Annotated in this window: 9 protein-coding genes; 7 read left to right on the top strand and 2 right to left on the bottom strand. The window is 75.8% G+C overall.

The features are described from left to right. A partial coding sequence (locus E9549_RS08580; protein WP_236826121.1) for a C40 family peptidase occupies window positions 1-362 on the top strand: 362 nt, incomplete at its 5' end. Between the two features lie 89 nt (window positions 363-451). Next, window positions 452-1,681 (top strand): MFS transporter, encoded by a 1,230-nt coding sequence (locus tag E9549_RS08575; RefSeq protein WP_236826120.1) that lies wholly within the window; start codon window positions 452-454, stop codon window positions 1,679-1,681. 3 nt (window positions 1,682-1,684) lie between these two features. On the opposite strand, the gene E9549_RS08570 is transcribed toward E9549_RS08575, so the two are convergent. Both E9549_RS08570 and E9549_RS08565 read right to left on the bottom strand, forming a co-directional pair. Next, entirely contained in the window at window positions 1,685-2,512 is an 828-nt protein-coding gene (locus E9549_RS08570) for an ABC transporter permease (protein ID WP_236826119.1), read from the bottom strand. After that, complete coding sequence (locus tag E9549_RS08565; RefSeq protein WP_236826118.1) at window positions 2,509-3,498, bottom strand: ATP-binding cassette domain-containing protein; 990 nt, start codon at window positions 3,496-3,498, stop codon at window positions 2,509-2,511. Before E9549_RS08565 ends, E9549_RS08570 begins: the two co-directional genes overlap by 4 nt. Window positions 3,499-3,747: 249 nt before the next feature. On the opposite strand from E9549_RS08565, the gene E9549_RS08560 reads away from it, so the two are divergent. From E9549_RS08560 to E9549_RS08540, 5 genes are all read left to right on the top strand, one after another. Continuing rightward, window positions 3,748-4,887: a globin domain-containing protein gene (locus E9549_RS08560; protein ID WP_236826117.1), complete on the top strand. Its 1,140-nt coding sequence runs from the start codon at window positions 3,748-3,750 to the stop codon at window positions 4,885-4,887. Further along, complete coding sequence (locus E9549_RS08555; protein WP_236826116.1) at window positions 4,884-5,654, top strand: DivIVA domain-containing protein; 771 nt, start codon at window positions 4,884-4,886, stop codon at window positions 5,652-5,654. The genes E9549_RS08560 and E9549_RS08555 overlap by 4 nt, the downstream gene beginning before the upstream one ends. Window positions 5,655-5,758: 104 nt before the next feature. After that, the gene (locus tag E9549_RS08550) at window positions 5,759-6,373 is read left to right on the top strand and encodes a DUF4178 domain-containing protein (RefSeq protein WP_236826115.1); all 615 of its coding nucleotides are present in this window, start codon (window positions 5,759-5,761) and stop codon (window positions 6,371-6,373) included. Then, window positions 6,370-6,876, top strand: coding sequence for a DUF2617 family protein (locus E9549_RS08545; protein WP_236826114.1), 507 nt, complete (start codon window positions 6,370-6,372; stop codon window positions 6,874-6,876). The genes E9549_RS08550 and E9549_RS08545 overlap by 4 nt, the downstream gene beginning before the upstream one ends. Next, entirely contained in the window at window positions 6,873-7,277 is a 405-nt protein-coding gene (locus tag E9549_RS08540; RefSeq protein ID WP_236826113.1) for a DUF4247 domain-containing protein, read from the top strand. Before E9549_RS08545 ends, E9549_RS08540 begins: the two co-directional genes overlap by 4 nt. Window positions 7,278-7,291: the final 14 nt, after the last annotated feature.

Below are 7,291 nucleotides of genomic sequence, written 5' to 3'. Positions count from 1 at the left end.
CCGGCGGCAGCGGGGCGGCGCAGACCGCGGTGAACACGGCCATGGCGCAGATCGGCGACCCCTACGTGTGGGCGGCCGCCGGGCCGGACGCCTTCGACTGCTCGGGCCTCATGCAGTACGCCTACGCGGCCGCCGGCATCAGCCTGCCGCACTCGAGCCGGATGCAGTCGACGATGGGCACCCCGGTGCCCCTCTCGGCGCTGCAGCCCGGCGACCTGCTCTTCTACTACTCGCCGGTCAGCCACGTGGGGATGTACATCGGCAACGGCCAGATGGTGCACGCCTCCACCTACGGCGTGCCGGTGAAGGTGTCGTCGATCAACTCCATGGGCGACGCCCCCTTCGCCCGCCGCATCGCCTGACAGCACTCCGGCGTGCGGGCGGCCCGGCCGCCCGCACGCCGGGACCTCGGCGGCGGCCGCGCGGGCCGGGCGTGGGACGATCGCCTCTCGTGCGGGTCGGGACGGGGGGCGGGCTGCCCCGCGAGGTCAGGGTCCTGGCGGTCATCGCCTTCGTCGTGGCCCTCGGCTTCGGCATCGTCGCGCCGGCGATCCCGCTGTTCGCCCGCTCCTTCGGGGTGGGGACCACCGCCGTCGGCCTGGCGGTGAGCGCCTTCGCGTTCTTCCGCTTCGTCTCCGCCTTCAGCGGCGGCACCCTGGTCGAGCGGTTCGGCGAGCGCCTGGTGCTCGCCTCCGGCCTGGTGATCGTCGCCGTCACCACGGGGCTCGCCGGGCTCGCCGGCTCGTTCCCCCTCTTCCTGGGGCTGCGCGCCGCGGGTGGCATCGGCAGCGCCATGTTCACCGTGGCCGCGCTGTCGCTGCTGCTGCGGGTGGCCCCGCCGTCGCACCGCGGCCGGGCCGCCGCCACCTGGCAGGGCGGCTTCATCCTCGGCGGCATCGCCGGCCCCGCCGCCGGCGGGCTGCTCGCGGAGCTCTCCCCGCGGCTGCCGTTCTTCCTCTACGCCGGCTTCCTGCTGGTCGCCGGCGCGGTCGGCATCGCGCTGCTGCGCACCGCCGAGCCCGACCCCGCGGCGCCCGCGGCGGCCGACGTCGCCGGGCCGGACCTCGACGCCGGCCCGGTCCGGCTGGGCAGCGCCCTGCGCTCCCGCGTCTACCTGGCCGCGCTGGTGGCCAACTTCGGCGTCGGCTGGGTGCTGTTCGGCGTCCGCAACTCGCTCGTGCCGCTCTACGTCACCGAGGAGCTGGGGCGCACGGTGGCCTGGGCCGGGGCCGGACTGCTGGCCGGCTCGCTGGCCCAGGCGCTGGGGCTGCTCCGCTCCGGCCGGCTCGTCGACGCGTGGGGACGGCGGCCCTCGCTCGTCCTCGGGGCGGCGCTGGCGACCGCGGCCATGGCGGTGCTGGTGCTGCCCCCGGCGACCTGGGCCTTCCTGGTCTCGATGGCGGTCTTCGGGTTGGGTGCCTCGCTGCTGGCCAGCGCACCGGCGGCGCTGGTCGGCGACCTCAGCGGCGGCCGGGGTGGCCGCGTCGTCGCCGTGTTCCAGATGTCGGCCGACCTCGGCGCCATCGCCGGCCCCCTGGTCGCGGGCTGGCTCACCGACGTGGCCGGCTTCCAGGTGGCGTTCGGCGTGAGCACCGCCGTCCTCGCCGCCGGCCTGGTCGGCGGCCTGGCGATCCCGCGGTCGGCGCCCGTCCCGGCCACGGCAGGAGCGCGCGCCGCCTGAGGTTCAGCGGCTCCGGTACAGCCGCGTGGTGATCGGCAGGAACACCAGCGCCAGGGCCGCGGCCACCGCCAGCGAGACGAGGATCGCCGGCACGTCGGGCTCCCCGGCCATGAGCGACCGCGACGCCGTCGCCAGGATCGAGATGGGGTTGACGTCGACGAACGCCTGCAGCGGCCCGGGCAGCGTGGCCGGGTCGACGAAGACGTTGGACAGGAACGTCAGCGGGAAGATGCCCATGAAACCCGCGTTCATGACCGCGTTGGGGCTGCGCAGGAGCAGGCCGAGCACCGAGAACGCCCACGACAGCCCGAACGAGAAGACCACCACGAGGGCGAGCGCGGCGACGGCACCGGACACCCCGGCGTCCGGCCGGTAGCCCAGCAGCACGCCGACGACGATGATCACCGTGCCGGCCACGACGTACCGGACGCTGTCGCCGAGCAGCGAGCCCAGCAGCGGTGCCGGGCGCCAGATCGGCAGCGAGCGGAACCGGTCGACGACGCCCTTGGTCAGGTCGGTGTTGAGCGCGACGCCGGAGTAGACGGTGGTGAACAGCACCGACATGACCAGCAGCCCGGGCAGCGTGTAGTCCAGGTACGCGCTGGTGGAGCCGGCGATGGCGCCGCCGAACAGGTAGGTGAACATCAGCAGGAACATCACCGGCGTGACGGTCACGTCGAGCAACTGCTCGGGCACGTGCTTGACCTTCAGCATGCCGCGCCAGCCGAAGGTCAGCGCCGCCTGCAGCGGCCCGGGTCGTGGCGGCCGCTCCGTGCCGGCGATCGCCCGGCGCACCGCCGCGGTGTCGGCGTCCGTGGTGAGGGTGGTCATGACGTCTGCTCCTCGAAGGTGGGGGCGGATCCGGGCGGCTCCTCGGCGCCGCGCCCGGTGAGCGCCAGGAACACCTCGTCCAGGCTGGGCTGGTCCAGCGAGAAGTGGGCGAGGCCGATGCCGGTCCGGGCCAGCTCGGCCACCGCGGCGGCGGCCCGGGCGGGGTCGGGGCAGGTGGCCGAGAGCACCGCCGGGTCCGGCTGCAGGGAGACCGGGCCGAGCGCGCGCTCCAGCACGCCGGCCGCGTCGGGCCGGCGGTCGGGGTCGAGCAGCCGCACGTGCAGCGCCCCCGTGCCCACCGACGCCTTGAGCTGCGCCGGCGTGCCCTCGGCGATCACCCGGCCGTGGTCGATGACCGCGATGCCGTCGGCGAGCTGGTCGGCCTCCTCCAGGTACTGCGTGCAGAGCAGGATCGTGGTGCCCCCGGCGACCAGCGCGCGGGCGATCTCCCAGACCTGGTTCCGCGAGCGCGGGTCGAGCCCGGTGGTCGGCTCGTCGAGGAACATCAGCCGCGGGGTGACGACGATGCTCGCCGCGATGTCCAGCCGGCGGCGCATGCCGCCCGAGTAGTGCTTGACCAGCCTGCCGGCGGCCGTGGCGATCCCGAACGCCTCCAGCAGCTCGTCGGCGCGGGCCCGCGCCCCCGCGCGGGAGAGCCCGAGGAGCCGGCCGAGCAGCACCAGGTTCTCGCGGCCGGTCAGCTCCTCGTCCACCGAGGCCAGCTGGCCGGTCAGGCTCACCTCCGCGCGCACGGCGTCGGCCTCGGTGACGACGTCGTGGCCGAGCACCCGCGCGCTCCCCGAGTCGGGCCTGATGAGCGTGGCGAGCATGCGGATGGTCGTGGTCTTTCCCGCCCCGTTGGGGCCGAGCACGCCGTAGACGGTGCCCGCCGGCACGGCGAGGTCCAGCCCGTCCACCGCGGTCGTCGCCCCGTAGGACTTGGTCAGCGCCGTGGCCTCGACGGCCAGGGGTGCGTGCAGCGGCATGGGTACCTCACCCGGGTTCGCGTCGTGCGGTCTCCTCGTGGTGGAGACCGACTCTGCCCGCCCGGCTCATCGGCGGCGAGCGAGTTTTCTGCCCCCGTCCGCAACGGGCGCGCCAGAAACCTCCGGGCGGGCCGTGTGGCGGCGAGCGCGCCGGGGAAGGGCAGAGCGGAGCGCTCCGGGGTCGTCGCGGACCGGTGCCGGTGAGCGCTCGCCGGGACGGACGCAACCGCCGCGAGGAGGCACGCACGGATGGACATCGCCGCGATGCGGGCCAGCTTCGCCAAGGCGGCGGCCACCGGCGACGAGGCCCCCCTGTACTTCTACTCGCACCTGTTCCTCAGCCACCCCGAGACCCGGGCGATGTTCCCCGTCTCGATGGCCCACCAGCGCGACCGGTTCTTCCACGCCCTCGGCGAGGTCGTGTCGCACGTCGACGACCTCGACGCGCTGGTGCCGATCCTCAAGCAGCTCGGCCACGACCACCGCAAGTTCGGCACCCTGCCCGCGCACTACCCGGCGGTCATGCCCAGCCTGCTCGCGACGCTGGAGCACTTCGACGACGAGTGGGACGAGCACCGCGCCCGCACCTGGACCGAGGCCTACGAGCTCGTCGCCTCGGTGATGATCCAGGGCGCCGAGGAGTCCGCCGACCAGCCCGCGACCTGGCGGGCCGAGGTGGTGGCGCACGAGCGGCGGGCGATCGACGTGGCCGTGCTGCAGCTACGGCCCGAGGTGCCGGTGAACTACCTGCCCGGGCAGTCGATGTCGCTGGAGATCGACCGCCGTCCGCGGCTGTGGCGCTACTACTCCCCCGCCAACGCGCCCCGCGACGACGGCACGCTGGAGCTGCACGTGAAGGCGCGCCCCGGCGGCCCGGTCAGCACCGCGCTCGTCCGTAGCACCGAGGTGGGCGACCTCGTGCGGCTGGGCCCGCCGCTGGGCGAGCTGACGCTGGCCGCCGACTCCGACCGCGACCTGCTGCTCGTCGCCGGCGGCATGGGCCTGGCGCCGCTCAAGGCGCTCGTCGACCAGGTGGCCCGGCAGGGTCCGGCCCGCCGGGTCGACCTCTTCGTGGGCGCCCGCGCCGAGGACCACCTCTACGACCGCGCGGCGATCGCGGAGCTGCAGGCCGCCCACCCGTGGCTGGACGTGACGTGCGCGGTGTCGGACGACGACCTGTCCCGGCTGGAGCACGGCGACGTCGGGGACGTCGTCCTCCGGCACGGGCCGTGGCTCAGCCGGGAGGTGTACGTCGCCGGCCCGGCCCCGATGGTGGAGGCGACCGTCGAGGGGCTCCTGGGGCACGGCGTGCCGCGGGAGCGGGTGCGCAGCGAGGTGTTCGCCCCCAGCCGACCGGGGCCCAGTGCCGAGGGGAAGGTGACCGAATGACCACCACCGAGACGTCCGGGAACGGAGGGGCCGCCCGGCGGCTGACGCCGGAGCAGATCCGCGGCGCCCGGTTCACCTCCGGTTCGATGCTGCACCCCGGCTACGACCAGGCCGAGGTCGACCGCTTCCGCGACATGGTGGCCGCGGAGGTGGGCAGCCTCGTGGGCGAGCGCGACGAGCTGCGGCACCGGGTCACCGAGCTGGAGCAGCGCCTGTCGGGCGCCACGGTGCCCGAGCCGCCCAGCGAGCAGGCGGTGAAGATCCTCGCCAGCGCCCAGCAGACCGCCGACGAGTACGTCGCCGAGGCCGAGGACTTCAGCCGGCAGATGACGGCCGAGGCCCGCGACCAGTACGAGGAGCAGCTGCGGCTGGCGCGCGAGAACGCCGGTGCGATCATGCAGGCGGCGCAGGAGGCCGCCGCGCGCCTCAGCGTGCCGACCGGCGGGGACGGCGACGCCGCCGGGCAGCGCACCGCCGCCGAGCTGGAGGAGCAGGTGGCGTTCCTGAAGGCGTTCGCCCAGGCGTGCCGGGCGCAGCTGCGCGCCTACCTGGAGGCCCTGCTCACCGACGTCGAGACCGAGTGGGGCCGGGTCGACCCGGCGCTGGCCCCCGAGGCGCTCGCCGCCGACCGGACCGGGCGGCGCCCCGGCGGTCCCGCCGCCCCGCAGACGGCGTTCCACGGCAACAGCGCCGCCGGTCCGGCGGAGGAGCCGGCGGACGACGCCGACCGGACCGAGCCCGCGGGCGCGCGCGCCACCGGCGGCTGAGCCCCGCTGCCGCGGGCCGCACCGGGCCGGGGCAGCGCGGTCCCGGGACGATCTTCCGGCGCGATAGGTTCTCCCCCGAACGCACCCCGCCGGGAGGCCCCGCGATGCCCGATGTGCTGCTCGTCCTGCTGGTCGTCGTCCTCGTGGTCCTCGCGGTGCTCGCCGTGGTCGTGCTCGTGCTGCGCCGGCGCAACCTGGCGCGCGCCGCGGCGCCGCGCGCCCGGGTCGACCCGCTGGCCGACGAGCCCGACGTCTACGACCCGCACGCCATCGGCGTCGGCGACGTGATCACCTACGCCGGCATCGACCACGTCGTCCGCGGCACGATCGTGCTGGAGGAGGGCGGGATGACCTGGCGCGAGCACCTGCTCGACGGGTCGACCGGCCGCCGCTGGCTCACCGTGGAGGACGACGAGGGCGACCTCGAGATGACGCTGTGGATGCGTCGCGAGGGCACGAACCTGACCCCCGACGGCGACGTGGTCCTGGACGACCGCGTGCACCGGCAGGTCGAGCGGGGCCGCGCCTCGTACACCGCCGAGGGCACGACCGGCACCCCGCCCAGCGGCACCGTGGACTACGCCGACTACGCGACGGCGGACCGGACCGGGCTGATCGCCTTCGAGCGCTGGGCGCCGACCCAGTCGTGGGAGGTCTCCACGGGCCGGGCCGTCAGCCGTGGCGAGCTGACCGTCTACCACCGGACGCCCGGGACATGAGCCTGCACCAGCTGGACATCGCCCCCCGCGACGTCTCCGCCGGTGCCCTGGGGCTGCTGCTCGACGGGCCGGCCCCCACCCCGCTGGCGCAGCTGCGGCTGCCCGGTGCGGCGGGCGCCTCGGTGGTCCTCGGCGTGCTGGGCGCCTCGCACGTGGTCGCCGCCGAGGTCCGCGGTCACCGGCTCACCGAGGAGGTGTCGTGCGACGCCGTCGCCGCGGGGGGCCGCCCGCTCCCGGCGGAGCAGCGCTCGGGCGGCTATGCGTTCACCGCGGCCACCACCACCGCGACGCGCGCGGAGCTCGACGCGACGGCGGCGCGGTTGCGTGCCCGGGCCGCCGGCGACCCGGCGTGGCTGTGCGGCGCCTTCCCCGGCGCGGCCGACGCGCTGACCGCCCTGACCGCGCAGCCGCTGGACGGCGGCTGGGCCTGGCAGACCTGGCACCTCTACCCGGCCGGCGACTCCGGCGAGCTGGTCACGACGCGCACGAGGTGGGTGCCGTGAGCCCGGCCCGCCGGCTGGCGGCGCTCCTGCTCGCCGCCGTCCTGCTCGCCGGGTGCGGCAGCGGCACGCGGGTGCGCGACTTCCTCGACGACACCTACGAGCGGACCAGCACCGTGGACGACACCTGGGTCTACGCCTCGCCCGACCCGGTGGGCACCACGACCGCGGCGATCGCCGACGCGGTGCGGCCCGCCGAGCGGCAGGCCGACGGCGGCAACGAGTACCTCCGCTACGACGACGACATCGTCGTGGTGAGCGCGGCCGCCGGCGGCAGCACCGTGCGGGTGGAGGACCTCGACGGCCGCTACCGCAGCGGCTTCTTCGCCTTCCTCGGCCCCGGCTTCCGCCCCGGCTCACCCGCCGGCACCGGTGGCGGCGGCGGCCCGGGCGACGGCAAGTGATCCGCTGCTCCCCC

This window comes from Blastococcus sp. MG754426 (assembly GCF_021699055.1).
In the GTDB taxonomy this organism is placed as follows: Bacteria; Actinomycetota; Actinomycetes; order Mycobacteriales; family Geodermatophilaceae; genus Blastococcus.
The sequence above is the reverse complement of the archived record's forward strand: the minus strand, read 5'-3'. Positions and strand labels throughout refer to the sequence as shown.

Coding starts and splice junctions, on each gene's coding strand:
- E9549_RS08570 (WP_236826119.1), bottom strand. CDS start 2,512: ATGACCACCCTCACCACGGACGCCGACACCGCGGCGGTGCGCCGGGCG.
- E9549_RS08565 (WP_236826118.1), bottom strand. CDS start 3,498: ATGCCGCTGCACGCACCCCTGGCCGTCGAGGCCACGGCGCTGACCAAG.
- E9549_RS08560 (WP_236826117.1), top strand. CDS start 3,748: ATGGACATCGCCGCGATGCGGGCCAGCTTCGCCAAGGCGGCGGCCACC.
- E9549_RS08555 (WP_236826116.1), top strand. CDS start 4,884: ATGACCACCACCGAGACGTCCGGGAACGGAGGGGCCGCCCGGCGGCTG.
- E9549_RS08550 (WP_236826115.1), top strand. CDS start 5,759: ATGCCCGATGTGCTGCTCGTCCTGCTGGTCGTCGTCCTCGTGGTCCTC.
- E9549_RS08545 (WP_236826114.1), top strand. CDS start 6,370: ATGAGCCTGCACCAGCTGGACATCGCCCCCCGCGACGTCTCCGCCGGT.